General features: G+C 60.7%; 18 protein-coding genes and 1 pseudogene. 14 read left to right on the top strand and 5 right to left on the bottom strand.

The features are described 5' to 3' along the window. The first annotated feature begins 1 nt into the window (after position 1). The 3 genes from ACKFRT_RS01490 (at position 2) to ACKFRT_RS01500 (ending at position 1,726) form a co-directional block, all read left to right on the top strand. The gene (locus tag ACKFRT_RS01490) at positions 2-613 is read left to right on the top strand and encodes a TetR/AcrR family transcriptional regulator (RefSeq protein ID WP_297667284.1); all 612 of its coding nucleotides are present in this window, start codon (positions 2-4) and stop codon (positions 611-613) included. Positions 614-703: 90 nt separating this feature from the next. Then, positions 704-1,336, top strand: a complete 633-nt coding sequence (locus ACKFRT_RS01495; protein WP_297667283.1) for a hypothetical protein — start codon at positions 704-706, stop codon at positions 1,334-1,336. Positions 1,337-1,435: 99 nt separating this feature from the next. After that, on the top strand, positions 1,436-1,726 hold the full coding sequence (locus ACKFRT_RS01500; protein WP_297667281.1) for a hypothetical protein: 291 nt from the start codon (positions 1,436-1,438) through the stop codon (positions 1,724-1,726). 328 nt (positions 1,727-2,054) lie between these two features. Here the strand turns inward: ACKFRT_RS01500 and ACKFRT_RS01505 are convergent, their stop codons facing one another. From ACKFRT_RS01505 to ACKFRT_RS01515, 3 genes and pseudogenes are all read right to left on the bottom strand, one after another. Next, positions 2,055-3,494, bottom strand: coding sequence for a DHA2 family efflux MFS transporter permease subunit (locus tag ACKFRT_RS01505; RefSeq protein ID WP_408925493.1), 1,440 nt, complete (start codon positions 3,492-3,494; stop codon positions 2,055-2,057). 111 nt (positions 3,495-3,605) lie between these two features. Beyond that, positions 3,606-4,949, bottom strand: a pseudogene (locus ACKFRT_RS01510) (IS3 family transposase). Positions 4,950-5,102: 153 nt separating this feature from the next. Then, positions 5,103-7,076, bottom strand: a complete 1,974-nt coding sequence (locus ACKFRT_RS01515) for a VWA domain-containing protein (RefSeq protein WP_297668252.1) — start codon at positions 7,074-7,076, stop codon at positions 5,103-5,105. Positions 7,077-7,289: 213 nt separating this feature from the next. Between ACKFRT_RS01515 and ACKFRT_RS01520 the strand changes: the two genes are divergently transcribed. Continuing rightward, positions 7,290-7,964 carry a 3'-5' exonuclease gene (locus ACKFRT_RS01520; protein ID WP_239202631.1) on the top strand — a complete coding sequence of 225 codons (675 nt, stop codon included), beginning with the start codon at positions 7,290-7,292 and terminating at the stop codon, positions 7,962-7,964. Positions 7,965-8,000: 36 nt separating this feature from the next. On the opposite strand, the gene ACKFRT_RS01525 is transcribed toward ACKFRT_RS01520, so the two are convergent. Further along, entirely contained in the window at positions 8,001-9,338 is a 1,338-nt protein-coding gene (locus ACKFRT_RS01525; RefSeq protein WP_408925494.1) for a hypothetical protein, read from the bottom strand. 555 nt (positions 9,339-9,893) lie between these two features. Between ACKFRT_RS01525 and ACKFRT_RS01530 the strand changes: the two genes are divergently transcribed. Both ACKFRT_RS01530 and ilvA read left to right on the top strand, forming a co-directional pair. Beyond that, positions 9,894-11,411 carry a cation:dicarboxylate symporter family transporter gene (locus ACKFRT_RS01530; protein ID WP_408925495.1) on the top strand — a complete coding sequence of 506 codons (1,518 nt, stop codon included), beginning with the start codon at positions 9,894-9,896 and terminating at the stop codon, positions 11,409-11,411. Between the two features lie 174 nt (positions 11,412-11,585). Then, the gene (gene ilvA / locus ACKFRT_RS01535; protein WP_408925496.1) at positions 11,586-13,142 is read left to right on the top strand and encodes a threonine ammonia-lyase, biosynthetic; all 1,557 of its coding nucleotides are present in this window, start codon (positions 11,586-11,588) and stop codon (positions 13,140-13,142) included. A gap of 35 nt (positions 13,143-13,177) precedes the next feature. Here ilvA and ACKFRT_RS01540 read toward each other — a convergent pair whose 3' ends face one another. Continuing rightward, entirely contained in the window at positions 13,178-13,849 is a 672-nt protein-coding gene (locus tag ACKFRT_RS01540; protein WP_296215756.1) for an amino acid-binding ACT domain protein, read from the bottom strand. A gap of 63 nt (positions 13,850-13,912) precedes the next feature. Between ACKFRT_RS01540 and gatC the strand changes: the two genes are divergently transcribed. The 8 genes from gatC (at position 13,913) to ACKFRT_RS01580 (ending at position 24,204) form a co-directional block, all read left to right on the top strand. Continuing rightward, a complete protein-coding gene (gene gatC, locus ACKFRT_RS01545; protein WP_296215757.1) occupies positions 13,913-14,218 on the top strand; it encodes an Asp-tRNA(Asn)/Glu-tRNA(Gln) amidotransferase subunit GatC in 306 nt (101 codons plus the stop codon). 187 nt (positions 14,219-14,405) lie between these two features. After that, a complete protein-coding gene (gene gatA, locus ACKFRT_RS01550) occupies positions 14,406-15,908 on the top strand; it encodes an Asp-tRNA(Asn)/Glu-tRNA(Gln) amidotransferase subunit GatA (protein WP_408925497.1) in 1,503 nt (500 codons plus the stop codon). A 248-nt stretch (positions 15,909-16,156) separates the two neighbouring features. Next, on the top strand, positions 16,157-16,840 hold the full coding sequence (locus ACKFRT_RS01555) for an NUDIX hydrolase (RefSeq protein WP_296215763.1): 684 nt from the start codon (positions 16,157-16,159) through the stop codon (positions 16,838-16,840). Between the two features lie 24 nt (positions 16,841-16,864). Continuing rightward, complete coding sequence (locus ACKFRT_RS01560; protein ID WP_408926115.1) at positions 16,865-18,280, top strand: DHA2 family efflux MFS transporter permease subunit; 1,416 nt, start codon at positions 16,865-16,867, stop codon at positions 18,278-18,280. A gap of 85 nt (positions 18,281-18,365) precedes the next feature. Next, positions 18,366-19,394: an ATP-dependent 6-phosphofructokinase gene (locus tag ACKFRT_RS01565; protein WP_296215767.1), complete on the top strand. Its 1,029-nt coding sequence runs from the start codon at positions 18,366-18,368 to the stop codon at positions 19,392-19,394. A gap of 151 nt (positions 19,395-19,545) precedes the next feature. Continuing rightward, the gene (locus tag ACKFRT_RS01570) at positions 19,546-20,817 is read left to right on the top strand and encodes an HNH endonuclease signature motif containing protein (protein ID WP_408925498.1); all 1,272 of its coding nucleotides are present in this window, start codon (positions 19,546-19,548) and stop codon (positions 20,815-20,817) included. A gap of 270 nt (positions 20,818-21,087) precedes the next feature. After that, a complete protein-coding gene (gene gatB / locus ACKFRT_RS01575; protein WP_408925499.1) occupies positions 21,088-22,617 on the top strand; it encodes an Asp-tRNA(Asn)/Glu-tRNA(Gln) amidotransferase subunit GatB in 1,530 nt (509 codons plus the stop codon). A gap of 126 nt (positions 22,618-22,743) precedes the next feature. Next, positions 22,744-24,204: a DoxX family membrane protein gene (locus ACKFRT_RS01580; protein WP_408925500.1), complete on the top strand. Its 1,461-nt coding sequence runs from the start codon at positions 22,744-22,746 to the stop codon at positions 24,202-24,204. Positions 24,205-24,211: the final 7 nt, after the last annotated feature.

The raw sequence follows: 24,211 nt of genomic DNA on the forward strand, positions 1-24,211 counted from the left end.
TATGGCCGGTGTGCGCGGCCAAGGTAGACGGTTCGACACCCAGGCGGCGCTAGATAATGCGATGGAAGTCTTCTGGCGACATGGATATGAAGGCACCTCTATTGCCGATTTGACGCGAGCAATCGGGATTACGGCATCGAGTCTTTATGCGGCCTTTGACGGCAAGCGTCAGCTCTTTGACCAAGTCGTAGAGCGCTACTTGAACACCAAGGGACGATTCACTTCGCTTGCCCTTGAGGAGGAGAAAGACTCTCTATCTCTGATTCATCGACTGCTTTTTGAGGCATCGAATGAATATGCCGATAGGAGTGGGCCGGGAGGGTGTCTGATCGTCAGCGCTGCAACCTGCGTAACGGATGCAAATCGCGATGTTGAAGAGAAGCTTGAGGCGTACCGTCATTCAAACATCAAGCGAATTGAAGCCGTCCTACGAGCCGATCTCGAGGCAGAACGAATTTCCGAAACCGTTGATCCTGCGGCTGTAGCCAGCTTCGTAGGAACCGTGTTGCAGGGCATGGCTCAGCGAGGCCGGGATGGCGCGACTGTCGGTGAGTTGCGCTCTACGGCCGAGATGACGTTCGCTCAAGTAGAGCGAACCTTGCAGCGTCTGTGAATCTTCCAAGTCGAGGACGCAGAATAGCGTTACTCTCAGATCGGAACGCAGGGCTTCATCTAATACGCGCGTAAGAAAGGGGGGGGGGCAATGGAGAGCTTTGTAACTGCACTCATTGGCACGGGCGGGCTGCTCGTTATCGTCAATCTTCTTGCCGGAATCTTGGAGCTTGCGACGATCCGCACTATCCGTCCACCCGAGCATAGGACCTTTACGTATATCCGACTTGCTGCGAACCAGAACCAGACCATCTTCGCCCCTGCACTGGGGGCACTCGTCTCAGGTTTACTCGTCAGCATTTCGGCGTCGTTCTTCTATGAAGGTTTGAGATTGAGCGAGCCATTTTGGTATCGGTACGCTGGAGTTGCTTCCTTCTTCGCCGCCGGGTTCGCGTTGGTTGTGACACTCAGGTCGGCAATCAAAGGAGTTGGCGATCCATCTGAGTTGGCGAATGATCCGTTTACCATACGGGCTGCAGCCGAGGAATACTCGGAAGATGCTAGGCGGGCAACATTGTCGCCGGAATTCCTGGAAAAGCGATTGAGTCAGTGGGAGCGCGATTTACCTGGTCACTCGCTGAACATATCGAGAAAGTCCGATGCAAAGCGAGTTCTTGGGGTTCTCGATAAAGCTGCCGCAACGACAGGCCTCCTGCGATCGACTCGAGCTTCGTCCTCCGTTTACATGGCCGCCCTGGCGGAGTTTCCCCTGCGATTCGTGTAGCCGCTTCTTGGGTTCGTCATACTGCTCCTTGGTGCGCTCTGGTACGGATTTGGTTTTACCGATCTTCGGTCAGCAGCCTGGTGGCGTTCAGCCCTTGCCGTGGCGATCTTCGTTTTTGTGGGGGCGCTGCCAACTTTGACATACTGCGTAGCGCGCGGTAATCGCGCCCGGCTTTGGCATCGAGTCAATATAGAAGCAGTTCGAGATGCTCGAAAGGCTCTGCGTGACGCGCAAAAAGCGAAAGTTGTCGCTGAGGATGAAGATGCCGCGTTGAAACGAGTGCTCGATCGGGCCGATCGATTCCTCTCTGGCAACGATGGATTAACCGGCAGTGATGCCATCTCAATAATTCGCTTTGGGCGACTGCAGATTATGATCAGGCCAAAATAAGTCGCTGAAGCACACGGGTGATCGCGACCGTTGATTAACGTATCCTGGTGCTGCAACGCGACTGGAGAGGGTTGGAAGCTTGACCTCGACTCGCGTTGGTTCCTTGGAGGCTCTTGAGACCTGTGTGAACGCAATATCAACCGAATCGGCGTTGTCTGGGAAAAGCGATTCGTCCAATCTGGAGTTCACAGTACTCTCCCAACGAGAGCGCCCTGGCATCGGCGGTAGGACCCGTTGACGGGCGTCCAGCGACGTACGTACATGCCCGTCGGATAAGATCACAGACGCTCGGCACCACTAGGTTGGTCGCGCGCTCTTTACGTGCGGGCTAACGCTCTGCCGAACCGCCGGTTCGTTTCTCTACTGTCAACAGCAGGCTGGGGGCAAAGGAATAGAGGACGAGGCCAAGGGCAAACAGCAATAGAGGCACACCGAGTGCCCAGGCGACCGTCGAACCAGAGAGTCCAAGTGGGTCTGATGCTGTAGGCATGACAGCAAGGGCCTGGATCAATAGACCGATGACAGCCCCGCCTAGCACCGGACCGGTTTGACGAAGAACGTTGAGGAGAGATGACGCTGCACTGAACTCCTCGCTCCTGAGTGCAGACATGCCCACCGTCGTCAGTGGCGCGATCACGAACCCGTTGCCGATACCGAATACGGTGGTCGCGCCCAAGAGCCACAGCCATGAAACCCCCGTGGCCGCGATCAGTATGCTCAGGGCGGTTCCGATCGCGGAAGCGCCGAACCCGATTTGCAGGACGAGGCGGGCTTTGCCGTCATCCACCCAGCGGCCAGCGGTCGGTGCGGTGACGACGGACGCGATCGAGGCCGGCGCGAGGACCGCGCCCGCCCAGAACGCTGGTTGGCCTGCGACTGATTGGACGTAGTTGGAGACAAGGAAGGTCAGGGCGAACACACCCAGGGCTGCGGCAAGACCAAACAACGCGGCAGTAATGAACCGCGAATTTCGACGGAGAGACTCTGGAAAGACCGCGCGCGCTGGATCAACCCGCCGTTCGTACCAGAGAAGCGCGATCAGGCAGAGCACAGCGAACGGGAGGCAGGCGATGGTCACCGGGTCCCAGCCCGCATGGGGGCCTTGCAAGCAACCGTAGAGGAGCGCTACGAGGCCAACGCCTGCAAGGAGGGTGCCTACGAGGTCGAACTTTGAGGCCTGGGTGACCCCGGTTGGAAGACTTCGCAGGCCTAGGATCACGACGAGGACTGCTATCGGGAGGTTGATGAAGAAGACCCACCGCCAGCTGAGGCCATCGATCAGCACGCCGCCGACGAGGGGGCCGATGATGGAGGCGGTTCCGGCAATCGATCCCCAGATGCCGACTGCGCGGCCTCGGGCCGCTTCGGGGAAGGTGATTCCGATGAGCGTGAGGGTCTGTGGCACCAGCATTCCGGCGCCGAGTCCCTGAACGAAGCGGCCGGCGATCAGGAGGAACGGGGAGTTCGCGATACCGCAGACGAGGCTGGCTGCTGCCAGGATGACGGTGCCCAGGAGGAACAGGCGTCGGTGCCCGAATCGGTCACCCAGGCGGCCTGACGGAATGATTGCCAGCGCAAGAATCAGGCCATAGCTGTTGACCGCCCAGAACACTTGGGCCGTGGTGGCACCCAAGTCCTGTGTCAGCGAAGGCACGGCAAGATTGATGATCGTCAGGTCGAGGAGAGCAATGAAATATCCTCCGGCCAGTGCACACAGCCCAATCCATTGTCGCGCACTGATTGATGGAGCAGGGGAATCTTCTGTCACGTTTTCTCCTCTTTGTCTATAGGGCGGTGTCCACGCCGGTAGCGCATTCGTCGGCGATCGCGAGGTTATCGCCGAACTGAACTAGCCCCCGAAAGTTGGACTGGTTTAACTCTAGGCGGTTAGGGCTTCAAGGGTCTGATTCCGATATTGCATCGGGGTCAGGCCCTTGAGTCGTTGCTGGATGCGTTCGGTGTTGTACCACCCGATGTATTCGTCGATTGCTTGGTTGAATTCTGCGACGGTGTCGAAGACTTCACCGTGGTACATCTCGGTTTTCACGTGCCCGAAGAAGTTCTCTATGACCGCGTTGTCGTAGCAGTTGGCTTTACGCGACATCGACTGAACACCACCGTTGTCACCGATCAGGTCGCGCCAGGAGGCGTGCTGGTATTGGAAGCCTTGGTCAGTGTGCATCATCCACCCGGGTTCAGGCGCACTCGCCGCGATCGCCTTGGGACAAAGAGGCAGCGGTAAACGCTGTCGACGGCGATGTAGCCACGGTGTGAGCAACAATTGAACGGTCAAACAGGTCCATCACCGGTGACAGGTAGACCTTGCGGCCTGCGACCCTGAACTCAGTGACGTCGCTGACAAAGACGGTGTTTGGCTGATCCGGGGTGAACTTGCGGTCAAGCTTGTTGTCAGCGATGTGACTGATCGTCCCAGCATAGGAAACATAAGGTCTACGTTGGCGAATCTTGGCTCGCAGCCCCATCTCGCACATGAGTTTGTACACGAGTTTGTGGTTGACCACCCACCCCTGATTACGCAGGTCAAGTAGCACTCGTCGGTAGCCGTAGCGATGCTTGTTACGTTCAAAACTTGCCCGGATCGCGTCTTTGAGCTCGGCGTGCTTATCTGGCTGGCCGAGTCGTTTCTGGTGGTAGAAGAACGTCGACCGTGGGATACCTGCTGCCTCTAGGAGGTACTCCAAGCGGTGGTGCGACTTGAGGATGACAATCGCCTGGACTTTCAGGCGCGTCCCTGATTCCTCAAGTCCCGCAATTTTTTTAAATAAGCGTTTTCCGCTTCTAACCGCGCGATCCGGCGCCGCAGCTTCTCCTCTTCGGTCAGCGGCTTTGGCGCAGCCGAGCCTTTGGGTCTGCCCTTCGGCTTCGGTTTTAACGCCTCATCGCCACCGTTGCGCCATTCCCAGGACCAACTAGTGACGAGCTGGTCTGACGACAGGCCAAACTCACGTGCAAGATCCATCTTTGTCTCGCCGGCCAGGTGGCGTTGGACAACTTCCTTTTTGATCTCGAACGAGTACTGCTGCTTTGTCGGTTTCTCCACAAGACATAGCCTGCCATGCAGCTGAAACCGCCGATAGAGTTTGCGCGTCACATCTCTCGAAACTCCAACCACCTTCGCAGCAGCTTGGCTGCCCATGCCCTGCTCGAAACACTCCACTAACTGCTCGCGCTGATATTCACTTAGCGAACTTCGTGCTCTCAATGACAACTGCTCCCCACTAGTCGGTAACTGATTTCTCAGTCCAACTAATGGGGAGCAGTTCAGATTTCGGCGAGGCTTTGCACTTTGTACCGTTGGAGACTGCCGCTGTGGCTGCTGTCGCTGCAGCCGCAGCCGCAGCCGTAACAGCAGGTACTACTTGCGGCGGACGGCGGTGAAGTAAACCGCCACTGCTGCGATCAGAATGAGGGCCAGGATCCCCAGGCCGATGTACAGGATCGTGTTGCTCTGGGAGGCATTGTCGATGTCCTTGGCTTGGGCGTTGGAGTCGTCGCTGGAGTTGCTGCCCTTCGCGTCGCCGTTGCCGTCGTCACTGGTTCCTGGCGGTTCGGGGGAGGGCTCCGGCCCGGGCTCTAGGGTTTGACGCCACTCCGGTCCATCGACCTTATTGCCTTCCACTGCGGTGGACAGGCGGAACTCGATGTCCTTTGCTTGCTTTCCGTTATCGTCGTAGCCCTCGAGGGTGACCATGACATACCACTGACCGGCATCCGAAGCTTGCGAATCCCCAACGTTTCCTTCACGGTTGCGGTAGAAAACGTACGGCGTACCCACAGCACGTGCGGTGGTGGGGACATCCTTGTCGAGGGTCCGAATTGTCTGCTCTGACGTGACTTCGCGGCGCGGCGACGCCACGTAAATGTCGCCGTTACGGGAATCGTCCGTGTTCTTCCTATCGAATTCAACCTCTGCGATGGGGCGCTGGCCCCAGTCGACATTCATGCGGTAGAACTTCGTCTCGCCGGGAACCAGGGTGTCGGACACAGTGCCCGGGGAGATCTCGGTTGCGTTGTTGTAGGAATTGCCACCGGGGGTCGGCTTCGGAGTGGTGCTAGGCACCTTGACCTTATCCTTGTCTTCACCCTCCGGGACTTCACGATCGTTTTCCGGGCCGGCATCGGCGCCGTCAACTTCGGGCGCAAAGCCGATCATGATCTCGACCGGCAGGTCGTGGTCAATTTCGGTACCGGTATGGTTCAGCTTCACGCGGTACTTCGTCGGGTCGCAGTCCTCATCCGGTTCGATGGTGACGGTCTCCGCTTCTGGCGGGCCGGGCCAATTGGAGCCGTTGTAGTGGCCGGAGCCCTTGTCGCTGCAGCTGTCGTTCTTATATTCGACGTCGACGTTGTAGTAGATGTGGTCACCGCCCTCGAAGCCAACGGGAACCAGGTTTGCAGTTACCTGCGCCTTCTTGCCTTCGGGGACGCTGATGCTGAACCACTTTTCGTCGCCGTCCTTGTTGGATCCCTTAGGGGAAGGCAGGGTGCTTTGGTAGAGGCCTTCGCCGAGGTAGAACCCGTCGGTGGCGTTGTCTGCTAGTTGGACTGGGGTGCCGGCGGATTCGTAGTTGCCGGCGACGCGTTGGGCGGCGTCGGTGAGTGCTTCGGTGAGGGCTTCGGTGTCGTCTGCGGAGGTGTAGGTGCCGCCGGAGACTTCGGAGATGCATTCGAGTTCCTTTTGGGCCTTGTCATCCACTTTGAACCCTACGGTGTGGATGGCTAGATCGATGCCGTCGCCGGCGATGTCTTCGGCGACGTCGCAGACTGGTGGTGGGGCGCAGGTGTCGATGCCGTCGGAGACGAGGATGATGTTGCGCTTGCCGGAACTACCGAGTTCCTCGGCGGCCTTCTTGATGGCATTGCCGATGGGGGTGTAGCCCTTGGGCTCTAGCCCGTTGATCTTGTCCTCGAGGTCTTCGGGCTTGTTGTTGCCGAGGGAAGCGAGGGTGGTGATGTCTTGGCAGCCTTTGTCGCGGTTGTCCGGGGCGTTGGATTCTTCGGAGCCGTAGGCGATGACTGCGGTTTGGGCTGAATCGGCGAGGGTGTCGATGGTGTCGTTGGCTGCTTTTTTGGCGGCGTCCATGCGAGTACCGCCGTCGCCGGTGTCTTTTTCGGCCATGGAGTCTGAGGCGTCGAGGACGACGGCGACTTTGCTGTCGTCGGTGTTTCCGCTGTCTTGTCCGTTCCCGTTGTTGTCTTCGGCGTTGGCGTTGACGGCGAGGATGGGGAGGAGGGTGATGATGGTGAGGAAGGCGAGTAGTGCGAGGGTGAGGCGCCAGGGTGTGGGGTGTTTTGCTGAGGTTTGGGGGGTGGGGCTAGCTGGGTGCAAAGGGGATCAGCGCCTTTCTAAGTACTGCGAGGTTTTGTTTTACAAGGGTGGGACGCAACGCGGCCGCATAATGTTCCCAGCCCGGAAAAAGTTCCGCGCTGAGAAAAATTGTGGTGAAGAAAATATTAGGAAATAAAGCTCTGACCCGCATGAAAAGCGTTCTGATTTGAACGGTAACGAGGGGTGTCCGGGGGCACCTATAAAGTGGTCAGCATGACTGCACCGCATTTTGACCCGGCACACATGCTGAGCTTCGACCTGGAAACCACTGGAGTAGACCCGAAGACCGCCCGCATCGTCACCAGCGCACTTGTGACCATCAAAGGGCGCGAGCGAAACGACATCGAGATGCTCGCCGATCCCGGCGTGGAGATTCCTCAGCAGGCCTCCGACGTCCACGGCATCACTACCGAGTACGCCCGCGAGCACGGCCAGGATCATGGAGAAGTGCTGGCCAAAACCATCGAGGGGATCCGCGAGGCTTGGCGCTCCGGCGCCACGCTGATCGTCTACAACGCCGCCTATGACCTCAGCGTTCTGCGCGCTCTGGAGCCCAGTTTCACCATCGACGGGCCGGTATTCGATCCCTATGTGGTTGATAGGGCAAAGGATCAGTACCGTAAGGGCAAGCGCACCCTGGAAAGTGTGTGCCAGCACTACGGCGTGAATTTGGACAACGCCCACGAGGCGACGGCGGATGCAGTGGCTGCCGCCCGTGTGGCGTGGATGCTGGCGCGCAAGTATCCCGAGGTGACACAGATGTCAGCAGATGAACTGATGTTTTCGCAGGCCACGTGGTTCTACGAGTCTCAGAAGGGGCTGCAAGAGTGGTTTCAGAAGAAGGGCAAAGACGTGCAGGTCAACACCGCCTGGCCACTAGCGGAGTAGCGCCACCGGCGGCGTAGCGCTACTGGCGGAAAATTGCTACTGGCGGCGAACGGCGGTGAAGTAGACCGCCACAGCAGCGATCAGGATGATTGCCAGGATTCCGAGGCCAACGTACAGCACGGCGTTGCTCTGGGAACTGTTCTCGTTTCCGGAGCTAGCGCTATTGGCACTTTCGCCGCTATTCCTGTTGTTTTCGTTGCTTGTGGGCTCGAGGGTTGGCGCCGGACCGGGCTCTAGGGGTTGACGCCATTCCGGTCCATCGACCTTGTCGCCTTCCAGGGCGGTGGACAGGCGGAACTCGATTTCCTCGGACTGCATGCCGTTATCACTGCTTCCATCAAGCGAGACCATCACGTACCACTGGCCAGCTTCCTTGGCATCGCCTTGGGATGAGCTTCCTTCGCCATTGCGAAAGAAGACATAGGGCGTGCTTACTGCGCGGGCGGTAACTGGAAGATCCTCATCCAGTGATTCCGAAGACGAATATGACGTTTGAACACGTCGCGGAGAAGCGACGAAGATTTTTCCACTGCGGGAATCATCGGTCTGCTTCTTATCGAATTCCACCTCTGCGATGGGGCGCTGGCCCCAGTCGACGTTCATGCGGTAGAACTTTGTTTCGCCTGGAACCAGGGTGTCAGAAACGGTGCCTGGGGTGATCTCAGTCGCCTTGTCATAAGACAGGCCACCAGGGGTCGACTTCGGGTCGGTGTGTGGCACCTTGACCTTGTCCTTGTCATCGCCGTCCGGGGTTTCTCGGTCGTTTTCCGGACCGGCTTCGGCACCGTCGACTAGAGGCGGGAAGCCGACGACAATTTCCACCGGGAGTTCGCCGTCAAAACTGCTACCCGCAGAGCTGATATTCACACGGTACTTCGTGGGGTCGCAGTCACCCTCCGGAACGATTGTTACACTTTCCGCCTCCGGTGGATCGGGCCAGCTACTTGTAGAGGAAGAACCACTGACTTTGTCGCTGCAAGAGTCGTTTTTATATCCCACCCGGGTGCCGTATGAGGCTGAATCGTCCTTAGCGGATCCCAGGGGAACAGCATTGACGGAGATCACAGCTTTCCTCCCTTGAGGGACGCTGATGTTGAACCACTTATCGTCACCATCATCTCCGCTGTTGCTGGATCCGGGCAAGGTGCTTTGGTACAAACCCTCGCCTAGGTAAAAAGCGTCGGTGGCATCGTCGGATAGCTGGACGGGTGTACCTGCAGCTTCATAAACTCCGGCGACTCTGCTTTCGTCGTCGGCGTTCGCGTTAACGGCGAAGATCGGCAGCAGAGCAATGCCGGTGAGAAACGCGAACACTGCAGCAGCGAATCGCCAGGTTTGTGGAAGCTGATGGGTCTTTGCTTGAGGAGCCCGCACGAGGAACTAGCGCCTTTCTGGGTTTGTTGGTGTTCTATAGGGATGGGATGAAGCGTGGCCACGCAATGTTCCCAACGCGAAAAAGTTCTCCACTGCAAAGAATCAATGCTGCAAAGAAACAATGCTGTGGAGAATCAATGCTAGGGAGAACACTAGGGAACGATTCACCTTTTCGCAGGAATAAGCTTCTGCTTCGTACCCTCAGGGGGTACTGCTCGCTATAAAGCGGCTGACTTAGCTGCGCTGCACTGTGGTGCTGCACAGTGCTCCAGCAGCTCCAGCAACCATTTATTCGAACTTCCTTCTAAGAAAAGGCAGGTCAACACTGTCCGCCCGCTGGACGAAAATCCTCGGGGAAACCTATCGCTTTCTCTATTTGTTTCTTATCTTGGTGAAGTAGCACAATAAAGGTGTTGAGGTTAACTCCTGCGTGGTTTTTGTGACGCCCACACGGCTCCCACCGAGCCCCATGGCTGTTGCGGACTGACAAGGGGGAAAAGATCAGCACTTTCAAGAGTCCATCTCATAGACATCGAAATGGGGCACTAGGGATCCATGAACGACAAGCACAATCCCCAGGGCGCAGACCACAATGCGGATCACAAAAACGCGCAGCAGCATGGCGTTGATCACCACGTCACCGAGCAAAAGGCGCAGGAAGTAAAAGCTTCGTTGGGGGCTGCGGTAGCTAGCTCCCCGCAGATCGCGGAGCCGAAGAAAGAGAAGAAAGATAACACACACTGGCTATACATCGGCGTGATTATCGCCGTGATCGCCGGCATCATTTTCGGTCTCGTGGCACCCGATGTCGCAAAGGGGTTCAAAGAGCTCGGAACCACCTACGTCACGCTGATCAAAATGATCATCCCGCCGGTGATCTTCTGCACGATCGTGTTGGGAATTGGCTCGGTGAGGTCTGCGGCGTCAGTAGGCAAAGCAGGAAGCATGGCACTGGCCTACTTCATCACGATGTCCACCTTCGCCCTCGCAGTAGGCCTAGTCGTGGGAAACCTGCTGCAGCCGGGCGAAGGGCTGAACATTGGAAATACCGGTGGCTTCGACGCCAATAAAGGGCAAGAGACCGGGTTCGTGCAAAGCATCATTCCTGAAACCTTCTTCAGCGCCTTCACCTCAGGCAAGATTCTGCAGGTACTGCTAATCGCCCTGTTGGTCGGCTTCGCAACGCAATCCATGGGCAAGGCCGGCGAGCCGATCCTGGGCTTCGTGGCCGCTCTGCAGAAGCTGGTCTTCAAGATCCTGTCCTGGATCCTGTGGTTGGCCCCGATCGGCGCGTTTGGTGCGATGGCTGGCGTAGTCGGCGGCACTGGTATTAAGGCAGTGCTGCAGCTCGGTATCTTGATCCTAGGCTTCTACATCACCTGCATCATCTTCATCTTCGTGATTCTGGGAACCATCTTGCGAGTCTTCACTGGCTTCAATATTTTCAAGCTGGTGAAGTACCTGGGGCGCGAGTACCTGCTTATCTTCGCTACCAGCTCCTCTGAGTCCGCGCTGCCGAACCTGATGCGCAAGATGGAACACGTCGGCGTGGACAAGTCCACGGTCGGAATCGTCGTGCCGACGGGCTATTCCTTCAACCTGGACGGCACCGCGATTTACCTGACCATGTCAGCCATCTTTATTTCGGACGCCATGAACGTGCACCTGAGCATGGGGGATCAGATCAGCTTGCTGATCTTCATGATCATCGCCTCCAAGGGTGCCGCGGGTGTATCCGGCGCGGGTATCGCAACCCTGGCTGTCGGTCTGCAATCGCACCGTCCGGAGCTGTTGGACGGCGTGGACATCATCGCTGGCATCGACCGCTTCATGTCTGAGGCCCGCGCCCTGACCAACTTCTCCGGTAACGCAGTGGCCACTCTGCTGGTTGGCAAGTGGACTCACACCGTGGATAAGGAACAGGTCAAGCGCGTGCTCAACGGTGAAGATCCGTACGTGGACACCGGGGACGAGCACGATGTCAACCTCAAGTACCCGTCGGTGAAGAACCCGGCTACGGATCAGCTGCAGCCGACCCCGCAGGTGAACCTGGACGATTACCGCCAGCAGTAGCGGCAGATAGGAGACCGCCGCAAGCAGTGGCGGCAGATGGGGGCTGCCGCAAGCAGTGGCGGCAGATAGGGGCTGCCGCAAGCAGTGGCGGCAGATAGGGGACCGCCGCAAGCAGTAGCGGCAGATGGGGACTGCCGTGTAAGGGGGATCACGGGCGGGACTATACTGAAGCGCATGTCACAAGAAGCTTCACATCCCACCACCGGGGCGGAGTACCTCAAGAAGATCGTCTCCGCACCCGTCTACCGAGTGGCCACGAACACGCCTCTCGAGCACATGGAATCCCTGTCGAAGCGCATAGGCAACGAGATTCTAGTCAAGCGTGAGGACCTGCAGCCCGTCCACAGCTTCAAAATCCGCGGGGCCTTCAACCGCATGGCGCAGCTCACGGAAGAGGAACGCTCCCGCGGAGTCGTTGCCGCCTCCGCCGGAAACCACGCACAAGGCGTGGCACTATCCGGCACGGAGCTGGGTATCCGCACCGTTATCGTTATGCCGGAAGTGACTCCCAGCATCAAGATCGACGCAGTCCGCAGCTTCGGTGGGGAAGTGCTGCTGCACGGCGCTAACTTCGACGAGGCCAAGGCCAAGGCGATGGAACTGTCCGAGGTAGAGGGAATGGTCTGGGTCGCTCCCTTCGACGACGAAGCCGTTATTGCCGGACAGGGCACCGCGGGCCTGGAGATCTTCCAGGCCCGGCCGGACGTCGACCGCGTCTTTGTCCAGGTTGGCGGCGGCGGATTGGCCGCAGGAATTTCCGTGCTGCTGAAGGAATTGAATCCCAACATCCAGGTCATCGGCGTGGAACCGGAGGAATCCGCCTGCCTGACCCACGCCCTGGCCGCGGGCCAGCCTGTCGCCCTCGACCACGTGAGCCTCTTCGCCGAAGGCGTGGCCGTCAAACAGATCGGCGCCGAGACATTCCGCGTGTGCCGCGAATACTTGGACGATGTCATCACCGTCAGCTCCGACGAGATCAGCGCCGCGATTAAAGACATCTTCGACGACACGCGTGCCATCGCCGAGCCCGCCGGCGCCGTCGCATTGGCTGGTCTGAAACGCTACACCGCCACCCACCAGGTGGAAGGCGAAACACTAGCGCACGTCCTGTCCGGCGCGAACGTGAACTTCCACTCCCTGCGTTACGTCTCGGAGCGCGCGGAAATCGGTGAGGGCGGCGAGGGCATCTTCGGCGTGACCATCCCCGAGCGCGAGGGCGCGTTCCTCGAGTTCTGCAAAATCCTCGGGCATCGAGCCGTCACAGAATTCAGCTACCGAGTCGGCCAGCGCGAGGCGGAGAAGCCGGCGCGCATTTTTGTGGGCGTCAAGCTCAAAAACGGCGAGGAAGAGCGCAAGGCCATCGCCGAAGACCTCCGGGGGGCGGGCTACGGCGTGGTGGACTTGTCCGACGACGACGTGGCGAAGGAACACGTGCGCTACATGATCGGCGGCACTCCCGGCCAACACGTTGACGAGACCGCCTACAGCTTTGAGTTTCCCGAAAATCCGGGTGCGTTGCAGCACTTCCTGGAAGTGCTCGGGACCCGCTGGAACATCACGGGCTTCCACTACCGCAGCTTCGGCATGGACTACGGCCGCGTGTTGGCGGCGTTCGAAGATGTCTCCGGTGATACAGAATTCCAGTCGCACCTGCAGCAGCTCGGCTACCACGCCACGGACGTGACGGAAAGCCCGGCGTACGACTTCTTTATTAGTGCGGAAGAGCGCTAGCGGGCAGAGCTAGCGGGCAGCGCTAGCGAGCAGAGCTAGCTAAAGAACGCGCCGAAAATCGCACCCAACTGACGCAGGTGTTCGACTTCGCTGAGCAGGAAGTCCGGCCCGCCCGGGCGGCCGATGATCAGCAGCAGGTTCGTGCCCTCAATGGGCGTGCCCGCCAGCGCGGAATCCATGACGGTCCAGTTCTCGGGAATCCAGCCCTCGCGCTCCGGGTTCAGCACGCGTGCCTCGTTGAGAGGCGGCTGGTCCAGCTCGCGGCCGTTATCCTCCGGCGCGGCAGCAGAGGCCGCCACGCGATACGTACGCGGTGAAGTATCCAGCACGACCGCCCAGCCCGCAGTCATGGAGCGGGGCAGGTCCTGCATCATGATCTCTAGCGCCTTTTCTTTGTGACGCCGCTTTTCCGCCACACCAGAAAGCATCTGAATCTGGCCGCGTCGGTCGATGGAGCCTGCGAAGGGGCGAATCGAGTCGACATAAAAGCCATCGAGCTCCTGAGTAGCCGTAATGAGGCTGTCGGGAAGGTGGCCCGAAGGCAGGGAGACGACAATGTCGTCGATCACGGAACTAGGGTCGTCCTGCTCCGCCTGACCGACAATATCCACGCCGCGAATGTCGCCGCCGACGGTCCCCAGCGCCATGGCCAGCAGGCCGAGGGAACCGGGGGAATCGGGCATACGCACACGCATGAGGAAAGACATGCAACCGATACTAGCGCTACCTGAAGTCCACGGGGGCTGGTTGGCTTGGCTAGAGTAGAACCCATGTCTGAGATTTCGCGCGAAGATGTTGCCCACCTGGCCCGCCTGGCTCGCCTGGACCTGGGGGAGCAGGAGTTGGATGAATACGCAGCTCAGATCGACGGGATTGTCGATCACGTGGCCGCGATCGGGAAGGTGGATACGGCGGGAGTCGAGCCGCTAAGCCACCCCACCCAGAACGTTGACGGCGATGTTGCCGTTATGCGTGAAGATGTAGTCGTGCCCAGCCTGACGGCGGAACAGGCACTGGATCAGGCGCCGAAGCAGAGCGAGCAACGCTTCGAAGTCCCGCAAATCCTCGCGGACTAGCCACCACACAGTTGACGGCATTGACCTGCCATGGAACCGCCATCGGACACTGCAAGCCGATGGCAGTGGCACAACCGCCGGGGTTGTAAGGCGGCGGGGGCTGGTGGCGTCATAAAAAGCTCAAACACCGTTAGAACAACGAACGTCAAAAACAAGCGTTAGAGATAAAGGAACTGTAGGAACACTCATGGCTGAGAACAAGTACGTCGTCGGTTCTCGGGACGACTCGGACTTCACCACCTGGACCGCTGCGGAATTGGCGGAGAAGATCCACGCGCGGGAGATCAGCTCCCAGGAAGTTACGCAGGCTCACCTGGATCGCATCGGTGAGCTCGACGGGGACATCAACGCATTCCTGCACGTGGGGGCAGATGAAGCTCTGGCAGCGGCATCGAACGTCGACGATGCATTGGCCGCCGGCGATCAGCCGACCAGCAAGCTGGCTGGCGTGCCACTGGCACTGAAAGACGTCTTTACCACCACCGACGCGCCAACTACCTGCGCCTCCAAGATGCTAGAGGGCTACATGAGCCCCTACGACGCGACCGTCACTATGCGACTGCGTGCGGCCGGCATCCCGATCCTGGGCAAGACGAACATGGACGAATTTGCCATGGGCTCCTCCACCGAGAACTCCGCCTACGGCCCGACGAAGAACCCCTACGACCTGGACCGCACCCCAGGTGGCTCCGGTGGTGGCTCTTCGGCGGCACTGGCCGCGGGCATGGCTCCGCTGGCCATCGGCACGGACACGGGTGGCTCCATCCGCCAACCCGCCGCGCTGACCAACACCGTCGGCGTGAAGCCGACCTACGGTACTGTCTCCCGCTACGGCCTGGTGGCCTGTGCGTCCTCTCTGGATCAGGGTGGCCCGACGGCGCGTACGGTTATGGATACCGCGTTGCTGCACGAGGTTATCGCGGGGCATGACGCCAACGATTCGACCTCCTCCTCCCACGCCATCGCGCCGGTCGTCGAGGCTGCGAAGGAGGGTGCCTCCGGGGACTTGAGCGGTGTGAAATTGGGCGTGGTCAAGCAGTTTGAGCGGGCCGAGGCCTTCCAGCCCGGCGTGTTGGAGGCGTACCACGCGAACCTGGAACAGTTGAAGTCGCAAGGCGCGGAGCTGGTAGAGGTCGATTGCCCGAACTTCGACCACGCACTGAACGCCTACTACCTGATCCTGCCGTGTGAGGTCAGTTCCAACCTGGCCCGCTTCGACGGCATGCGCTACGGCCAGCGCCGCGGCGACGACGGCTCCCATTCCGCCGACCAGGTGATGAGCCTGACCCGTGCCGAGGGGTTCGGCCCGGAGGTCAAGCGCCGCATCATGCTGGGCACCTACGCCCTGTCCGTCGGCTACTACGACGCGTATTACCTGCAGGCTCAGCGCGTGCGCAACCTGATTTCCCAGGACTTCGCCAAGGCCTACGAGCAGGTCGACGCGATCGTTGCACCGGTTACGCCGTCCACCGCCTTCAAGCTGGGTGAGAAGTCAAACGACCCGCTGGCGATGTACATGTTCGACCTGTTCACCCTGCCGCTGAACCTGGCTGGTGTGTGCGGCATGTCCGTGCCCGGCGGCTTTGCCAGCGACTCCGGCCTGCCGACCGGATTGCAGATTATGGGGCCGGCACACGGCGACGACCGCCTGTACCGCGTCGGCGCGGCCTTTGAGTCCGGCCGCGCCTAGCTAGCCGCGCCTAGTTAGAGGCGCCTAGTTGGCGGCGCCTAGTGAGTCGCGCCTTGTTGGCGGCGCCTAGCTAGCCGCGCCTAGTTAGTGGCGCTTAGCTTGCCGCCCGCGAACGGGCTGCGCTTGCCGCCCGCGAACGCCCGAGCATTTCCAGCCAGCTACAGTTTGCCGGGGCCAGGGAGCCGAAATGGCTGGGGCTAACAGGCGACTACGCGGCGTAGACCGCTGATCCGCGTATGGTGGAGGGCATGGGAAAACTGCCCGAACTCTACACCGGTGACGGCCTCGTCGAAGACCCCGACGGGTCCCGACGTTGGGGCGTGCTCGGCGCGGCGGGGTTGTTCCTCGTGACCGACGACCGCCACGTACTGATGCAGCACCGCGCCAAGTGGACCAACCGCGGCGGAACCTGGGCACTGCCCGGGGGAGCCATCGACGTCGGTGAGACACCCACCGACGGCGCCCTACGCGAGACGTGGGAGGAGACGGGCGTGGGGGCGTCCGCCGTTAAAGTACACCGAGAGATCGTGACCTCCACCGTGCCCGTCAAATCTGCGTACTGCCGCCTACCGGTACGCGAAGACGAACGGCACCTGTTCGCCAACGTCGAAGAGATCATCGAGCGCAACGGAGATCCCCGCCAAGCCCTGCAGGACTATCCCGTCAGACACCCCAGCCTCGACGCCTCGCTGGACGCACGCGGCATCTTCGGGCTCGGCGGCACGTTCTGGTGGCAGTACGTCAACCCAGAGATCACCGAGTGGACATACACCACCGTCCTAGCCACCTGCTCCGAGCACCTGGAACTGCATCCGACCGCCGAATCGCTGGAACTGCTGTGGCAGCCCATCGACCGGCTGGAGGAGCTGCCACTGATGCCCGAGTTCAAGGACAGTTTGCCTACTCTGCGGGCGGCAGTAAACTCCCTCTAGGTGAGCACCCCAGAATCGCAGAAACTGACGCGCCGTGGCCAACGGGCCGAAGGTAAGTATCCAGCACTGCCACTTCCGCTGCCGCAGGCATGGCGCGCCCTTGTGGCGCTGTGCATCGGCTTTTTCATGATCCTGCTGGATCAGACGATTGTGGCCGTAGCCACGCCCGCGTTCCAAGCAGAACTGCACGCCGACTACGGGCAGGTGCTGTGGGTTACCAGCGCATACCTGCTGGCGTTCGCGGTGCCGCTGATGGTTACCGGCCGACTGGGCGACCGCTTCGGCCCGAAGAACCTATACATCGCAGGCATGACGATCTTCACCCTCTCGTCGCTGGCCTGCGGGCTGGCCGGGAGCATCGAAACGCTGATTGCCGCCCGCGCCGTGCAGGGCATCGGCGGATCCCTCTTGACACCCCAAACCATGAGCGTGATCAACCGCATCTTCCCGCGCGACAAGCGCGGGGCGGCACTGGGTATCTGGGGCGCCACAGCGGGTATCTCCACCTTGGCCGGGCCGCTGCTCGGAGGTTTCATCACGCAGTACGCCACCTGGCAGTGGGTGTTCTTCATCAACGTCCCGATCGGGGTGCTGTCCGTCGTCATGGTCGCCCGCTGGGTACCGCGCTTCCAGCCGAGCCACGAACGCATGAACGTGCCGTCCATCGTACTGTCCATGGTGGCGATGACGATGGTTATCTACGGAATCCAGGAAGGCGACCCCGCCGGCTGGGCACCGTGGATCTGGGTGCTCTTGCTCGGTGGCATCGCTCTGATGGTCGCCTTCGTCTGGCTGCAGTCGCGCCTGTCGGCGGGCAGCGCGCTGGTGCCAATCGCACTATTTGCACGCCGCCACTTCGCATTTGGCAACGCGTCTATCTTCACCATGGGCTTCACCATCGCCGGCATGATGGTGCCAGTGATGATGTTCCTGCAGGAAGTCCACCGCTTCAGCCCACTGAAGGCAGCCTTCGTCGTGACGCCCATGGCCATCATCGCTGGAATCATGGCGCCATTCGTAGGCAGGCTGGTCGACCAATATGAGCCCCGACGCTTCGCCGTACTCGGGTTCTGCCTGATGGCCATTGGCGTGGCCTCGTTGGCGCTATCCATGCGAGCCGACCGGCCTTTGTGGATGATGATCGGGGCATTCGTGATCCTAGGGTTCGGAAACTCCTTCGTATGGGCCCCGAACTCCACTACCACTTTGCGGGACCTGCCGCCGCAGTTCGCCGGCGCGGGCTCTGGAATGTACAACGCCACCCGGCAACTCGGAGCCGTCACGGGTGCCGCCGTCATTGCTGCCGTCGTGCAGGCACGCGTCGGTGTGGTCGGCCCCCAGGCTTTCGGGGAGTCCCTCCTGCCCGCGGTGGTCATGCTGATGCTCGGCGCCGTGGCCTCCGGCATGGCTCGGCAAGAGGCGAGTCGGGGAGACGAGTAGGCGTCAATAGCTTTAGACACCTAGAAAGAGGCGGTCAGAAGATTCCACCCGGCAGAACCAGCAGCGGATCGCTACACTCTTAAGCATGCGTATTGCGACCTTGACCAGTGGTGGAGACTGCCCAGGATTGAACGCCGTCATCCGAGGCATCGTGCGGACGGCGGCCGGGGAAGGCCATACCGTTGTTGGCTTCGAAGACGGCTGGCAGGGGCTGCTGGAGGACCGTCGCGTGCAGCTATACGACGACGATTTCATCGACCGAATCCTGCGCCGCGGCGGCACGATCCTCGGAACCGGTCGCCTGCACCCGGATGACTTCATGGCGGGCATCGACCGTGTAAAGGCCAACTTGGCGGACGCGGGCATCGACGCTCTGATCCCCATCGGCGGCGAGGGCACCCTGAAGGGTGCGCGCTTCCTCCACGACAACGGAGTGCCAGTCGTGGGCGTGCCGAAGACCATTGACAATGACGTCAACGGCACCGACTACACCTTCGGCTTCGACACGGCAGTCGCCGTCGCCACCGACGCCATCGACCGCCTGCACACCACCGCCGAGTCCCACGACCGCGTGATGATCGTGGAGGTCATGGGCCGCCACGTCGGTTGGATTGCGCTGCACGCGGGCATGGCCGGTGGTGCGCACGAGATCCTGATCCCGGAGTTTCCGTTCGACATCGACGATGTCTGCCGCCGGATGGCGCGTCGCTTCCAGCTGGGGGAGAAATACGGCATCATCGTCGTCGCAGAGGGCGCGCTGCCGAAGGAGGGCACCCTGGATGTCGCTGAGCGCGAAGTGGACCAGTTCGGCCACGAGAAGTTCCAGAACATGTCGGCGCTGATCGCCAAGGAGATCGAAAACCGCCTGGATACCGACGTGCGTTCCACCGTGCTGGGCCACATACAGCGCGGCGGTACGCCGACTGCGTTCGACCGTGTGCTGGCCACGCGCTTTGCCGTGAACGCCACCAAGGCTGCGATCAATGGAGACTTCGGCAAGGTCGTTGCGCTGCAGGGCGGCAGCATCGAGCTGATCGACTTTGAAGAGGCAGTTGGCACGCTGAAGGAAGTTCCGGAGCGCCGCTACGAGACTGCCCGATCGCTGTTCGGCTAGCACCCCGAGGGCACGCGATGGCACGCCTGAAGGGGGCGTGTCAAGAGGAAAATTATTTGCCTGTGGATAACGCGCTGTGGGGGCTCGTGTTATCCACAGGGGATGGCGCGGGGCGGGGCAAGAATTGTGCCGATGGTTTAGCGTTCGGGCCATGGAAAAACTACGGCAGCTCGCGGAGCTTCGGCGCCAGGTGGCGGATGCGCAGAGTCATGGCGTGGAGCTGTTGACAGAAGCCTTCGGCACGCCCGCCGAGCAGCTGCCACTAGACCGGGAACTCGCCCGGAGCGTGGCGCGGGCGGCAGAGCACTTTTCCGGCTCGGCATATTCGCGGTACAAGAAGCGGGCGCTCCAGGCCGCACGGCGTAACGGGCACGGCCTAGATGTGTTGATACTCATCGCCGAACGAGCACGCATGCTGGGGATCAAGCAGCGTTACGAGTTCACGGAAGAGCTGTGCAAAACCGCCGGGGACGTGGCGGCAATCTCGCGCCGAGCCACGCAGCTGCGCCGGCAAATGCAGGGGCCACGTGTGCCCGACGACGGCGGACGTCGCATCATGCACGGGACGAAGACCACCATCCAGTTCACCGGGCCATCACATCGTATGTCGGAGATCTGGGAATCCGCCCGGCTGGATCCGCTGGCATGGCTCACAGAAAATCGCACCATCCAGCGCAGCACCCTGACCACCAACGTCGTCGTCAGTTTGAATGAGTATATGCAGGTTGTCAGCGGGCAGGGCGATGAGGTCGAACTGCACGCGACCAACGGCGCTGTCCTCACAGGAGCGGAGTACGTGGCCCGCAGACTGGAGGAAGCCGGCAGGCAGGCAAACCCGGGCAACCTTAACGCTTCCGATTGGCCGGCAGCAGGAGCCTCGACGGACACCACGCCTGTTGCGAACGAGAATGGCGGAAAGGAGATGAACTCAGAGCGGGTAGAGGTAGCCCTCGCGGGAAGAGGCGGTGCCACGGAGCTGAAGGATGGAGATCACATCACCCTGATATCCCCGGAGCAAGGACCGGTGAATTTGTACCGGGTAAGGCGGTTGGCTTCGAAGAAGCAACGCCGCATGTTGGAAGCCGAGGCGACGCGGTGTGCCTGGCCGGGGTGTGGGCGTCCGGCGAGTGAATGCCAAGTTCACCACCTGCAGGAATTCGCGAACGGAGGGGAGACAAACCCCGAGAACATGGCACTGCTGTGCCCATATCACAATGGGGTGAACGGGCAACGCGGGCGCGGGCGGATGGCTCGCGTGGCCGGGCGCGTCACTTGGCTACCACCCGGACCGCGGCCGCCTGCGGCGACTGGGGCGACTGCGGCGCTTGCGGCGACTGGGGCGACTGCGGCGCTTGCGGCGACTGGGGCGACTGCAGCGACTGTGATGGGTGGGGCGGCGCCAAGGGACATTTTGCGGGAATAGCCGTAGCTGGGGAGGACCACTAAAGGATTACAGAGGAAACTACTAGGCGGTGGTGCACCAAGCGGTGATGCAACAAACGGTGGTGCACCAAGCGGCGATGCAATAATCGGTGGTGCACCAAGCGGCGATGCAATAATCGGTGGTGCACCAAGCGGTGATGCAACAAACGGTGGTGCACCAAGCGGCGATGCAATAATCGGTGGTGCACCAAGCGGTGATGCAACAAACGGTTCAGACCCCAACGACACATGGCGACGGGGACGTATTAAGATGGCTGGCATGACTGCGCCTGTCTACGATTACTCCGATGATGTGATGGACTTCGACGAAGTGCTGGAGCGCTTCGACCCGGTTATGGGCATGGAAGTCCACGTCGAACTCGCGACGAAGACGAAAATGTTCTCCACGTCCTCCGCGGAATTCGGCGACGCACCGAACAGCAACGTCGACCCCTGCAGCCTCGGCCTGCCGGGCGCGCTGCCGGTCGTGAACAAAGTCGGCGTGGAATGGGCTATCAAAATCGGCCTGGCGCTGAACTGCAAGATTGCTCCGAAGTCCCGCTTCGCACGCAAGAACTACTTCTACCCAGACCAGCCGAAGAACTACCAAATCTCCCAGTACGACGAGCCGATCGCATACGACGGATACCTGGATGTTGTGCTCGACGACGGCACCGAGTGGCGCGTGGAGATTGAGCGCGCGCACATGGAGGAAGACACGGGCAAGCTGACGCACCTTGGTGGCGCAGACGGCCGCATCCACGGCGCAACTGCCTCCCTGGTGGACTGCAACCGCGCTGGCGTGCCGCTGATCGAAATTGTGACCAAGCCGATCGAAGGCGCCGGCGAGCGTGCGCCTGAAGTTGCGAAGGCATACGTCTCCGCGCTGCGCGACCTTGTCAAGGCCCTGGGTGTTTCCGACGCACGCATGGATCAGGGATCCATGCGCGTGGATTCCAACCTATCCCTGCGCCCCATCGGCACCGCCGAGTATGGCACGCGTACTGAAACCAAGAACATCAACTCGCTGAAGTCTGTCGAGCAAGCCGTGCGTTTCGAAATGCAGCGCCAGGCCGCATGCCTCGACAACGACGTGGAGATTGTCCAGGAAACCCGCCACTACCAGGAGACCGACGGCACCACCTCTAAGGGGCGCCCGAAGGAAACCATGGCGGACTACCGCTACTTCAACGACCCAGATCTGCCGCCGGTACTCGCGCCAGCGGAGTGGGTTGAGGAAATCCGCGCCACCCTGCCGGAAATGCCGTGGATCCGCCGCGCCCGCATTCAGAAGGAGTGGGGCTTGAAGGACGAGGAGATGCGCGACCTGGTGAATGCCGGCGCTCTCGACCTGGTTATCGATACCGTCGAAGCGGGAGCCAAGCCAGATGAAGCTCGTTCCTGGTGGGTTTCCTACCTCGCAGGCAAGGCAAACGAACAGGGAGTGGAGCTCGGCGGTCTAGACATTACTCCGGCTCAGGTGGCGCGGGTGGCGTCACTAGTAAACGACGGCAAGCTAACCACCAAGCTTGCACGTAAGGCAGTCGACGGAGTGTTGGCCGGTGAAGGCGACGTGGATGACGTAGTCGCTGCCCGCGGGCTGGAGGTCGTTCGCGACGACGGCGCCATCGAAGCTGCTGTCGACGAAGCTCTGGCGGCAAACCCGGACATCGTGGAGAAGTACCGCGCGGGCAATAAGAAGGTCACCGGTGCAATTGTCGGTGCCGTCATGAAGGCCACCAAGGGCAAGGCAGACCCCGCACAGGTCAACCAGCTGATCGCTAAGAAGCTCAGCGAGTAGCGCACTCTCGCACGGGGGCGGCTAGCAGATAAGTGTCGGCCGGTACGTAGACGATGTAATATGCCATCGAAGACATGCCGAGTGACCTCCCGTGCAAATCATGCTGGTCAGAATAATCTGGGTGGCGTGAATAACAACGCGAAGCCCAACAGCCCAGACGACGCTTTGTTTGACAATTCCGCGGACGATCTGGCGGATGACCTGAACAATGATATCGATGTGCCCGTGTACCGTCGCGATGCACAGCCGCCCGCCAACGGAGCGCCCGCCGGCGCGACCAAGGTGGAAAAGCCCGGCGCGGTAACCCAATCGGAGGCGAAGCCTGCGCCACAGGCAGAACCGGTGCAGGATGATTCGGTTTCGGATGCAACCGTTTCGAATTCAACCGTTGCGAAAGGAACCGTTGGAGAGAGAGCGGCAGCTAAAAGTCCGGCTGAAGCGGAGCCTGAGGCTCCGACGGAAGCGGAGCCGGAGGCCCCGATGGAATCGGAGCCCGCCAAGCGAGACATTTACGCGATGCTCGGCCGGGCGCGGCCACAGCGCATCGACAGCCGTCCGCCGGAGACAGCGCCCGCTGAGACGACCGAGTCTGATGTTGATCTAACGAGCATTGACTCCCCACAGTCCACCACGGCTAACACTGCGGGCGACGCTGCTGCGGCTGGCGCTGCGAGTGATCGTTGGGGCAAGGTCGATGACGCAAGCCCGGCGGAGCGGCCCGCCACCGCAACCAACGACCAAGCTTCCCGCCCGCAGGTGAAGGAGGATGCCGCTCCAGGCGGAACTGAACCCCGAGGCGAGGAAGTTGTCCGCGAGGATACGTCCCAGGGCGACAGCGCCGGTGCAGCTGAAATGCGTACGGCTGAAATGCGTACGGCCGACGGAGAGCGTTCCGCTGCGCCCGCCGCCGGTGCTGGAGTAGCTGGCGCTGGTGCATTGGCCGGAGCGGGCACCGGCTATGGCACTGAAACCACTGTGGGCACTGAGGCTACTGGGGGCACTGAAACTACTGCGGGCACTGAGGCTAGCGTTGCTGGAACTGATCGCGGGGCTGATGCTGCCGCGGGTGCGAAGCGGGGAACCACCAGCTTCGGCCTGTTCCTGCTGCGCACCGTATTGGGCGCATACCTACTGGTACGCGGCCTGCAGACGATGTTCGCCTTCGGAGGAGACCCCGGCGTAGACGTATTCCAAAGCCAACTGGAGCAGTACAACTTCACCGACATCCTCGCCATCGGCATTCCGGTAGCGGAGATTGTCGCTGGTGGTCTGCTAATCCTCGGCCTGGTCACGCCGCTGGGTGCGGCGCTTGCCGCTGTCGTCTCGGGCTTTATGGCGCTCCACAACCTCGACGGGTTCCAGGGATCCCTGTGGCCGTACGGCATGAACCCTTACGTCCAGGTATGGGCGGCGCTGACAGTAGTGTCGATAAGTATTATCTTCGTCGGTCCCGGTCGCATCAGCCTGGACCGTAGCAGGGGATGGGCAACCCGACCGTTGGCGTCTGCATGGATTTTCTTGATCGTCGCAGCAGCGGGAATCGCCGGACTGTGGATCGGCGTCGGTGGAGGTAACCCCTTCAACTGACGCCGGT

It is taken from the genome of Corynebacterium jamesii (genome assembly GCF_046097395.1).
GTDB lineage: Bacteria > Actinomycetota > Actinomycetes > Mycobacteriales > Mycobacteriaceae > Corynebacterium.